The 1,155-nt window shown below is 68.1% G+C and carries 2 protein-coding genes; one reads left to right on the top strand and one right to left on the bottom strand.

From position 1 onward, the window contains the following. Positions 1-709: radical SAM protein (locus ACFWVD_RS28725; protein ID WP_379248046.1), on the bottom strand; the 709-nt coding region annotated here is incomplete at its 3' end. A gap of 219 nt (positions 710-928) precedes the next feature. On the opposite strand from ACFWVD_RS28725, the gene ACFWVD_RS28730 reads away from it, so the two are divergent. Beyond that, on the top strand, positions 929-1,155 hold a 227-nt coding region (locus ACFWVD_RS28730; RefSeq protein WP_379248047.1), incomplete at its 3' end, for a hypothetical protein.

Here is a 1,155-nt window from a genome sequence, read left to right on the forward strand (position 1 = left end):
CGTCCACGCTCTGGCGCCAGGTCTCGGGGGTCTGTCCCGCGAAGCCCATGATCAGGTCGGTGGACAGGTCCGGCAGGCCGAGTTCGTGGGCGGTGCGGACCGCGCGGCGGATGACGTCCTCGTCCTCGCCGCCCCGGCCCGCTTCGCGGATCTCGCGGGGGACGAGGGACTGGATGCCGACGTTGGCGCGGGTGAGACCCATGTCGATGAGGGCCTTGAACTCGTCGGGCGCGTCGGCGATCGACGAGGGGGTGGCCTCCACGGCGACCTCCTCCGCCGTGGAGCGCCAGTTGGGGTAGATCTCGCCGATGGTGGTGAAGATCTGCTCGAAGTGCCGGGGCTTGAGCAGGGCGGGCGTGCCGCCGCCGATGTAGATCGTGCGTAAACGGCGGGCCTGGATGATCTCCGCGTGATCGCGGATCTGGGTACAGAGGGCGTCGGTGTAGGCGTCGTAGACGTCCTCGTCGGTGCTGATGATGGTGTAGAGGTTGCAGAAGCCGCATTTGCGGTCGCAGAAGGGGACGTGCAGGTAGAGGTTGAGCTCGGGGACCTGGTAGTTGGCGAGATCCATCGCCCACACGTCGGGGACGCTCCACTTGCCCTCCGGGAGGGGGCGGTAGGTGGAGCGGGGCGGGTACGAGTACTGGTAGGGCGGAATGACGCCCTGTGCGATGTGGTCGGCGAGCTGCTGGTGCAGGCTACTGGTCACGGTGCTGCCTTCCCGTACGGGTTTGCGGGCGCGGGTTTGCCCAGCCTGGCGATCCGATCACGCAACGCTTGTCCGGATCCATCGGGTGGGCGCACCAAATACCCCGTACCTACTGACCAGTTCGTTGTTGCATGCTCCAAAGGGCTGTGCCGCGAGGCGAGTTGTTTTCGTCGATCAGGCCCATAGCCGCGACGCGCGTCCCACGGCTTTGCTGGAGGAATGGAATTCGGGGCGGGTCCGCGCGGGCCGGGAGTGCTGGTGATCGAGCCGATGGGGAACGCGGGGCGTTTCCTCGTCGAGGCGGCCGAGCGGCTGGGAGTGCGCCTGTACGCGGCCACCCACAAGGAGGTCCACGCGGACTACCCGGACCGGCTGCGGGCCACCCTGGCGGGGGTGTGCGCTACGGACCTCACCGACACGCCGAGGGCCCTGGCGGACATGGAAGC

Origin of the sequence: Nocardia sp. NPDC058666 (assembly GCF_042714895.1) — a bacterium.
Classification (GTDB): domain Bacteria; phylum Actinomycetota; class Actinomycetes; order Mycobacteriales; family Mycobacteriaceae; genus Nocardia.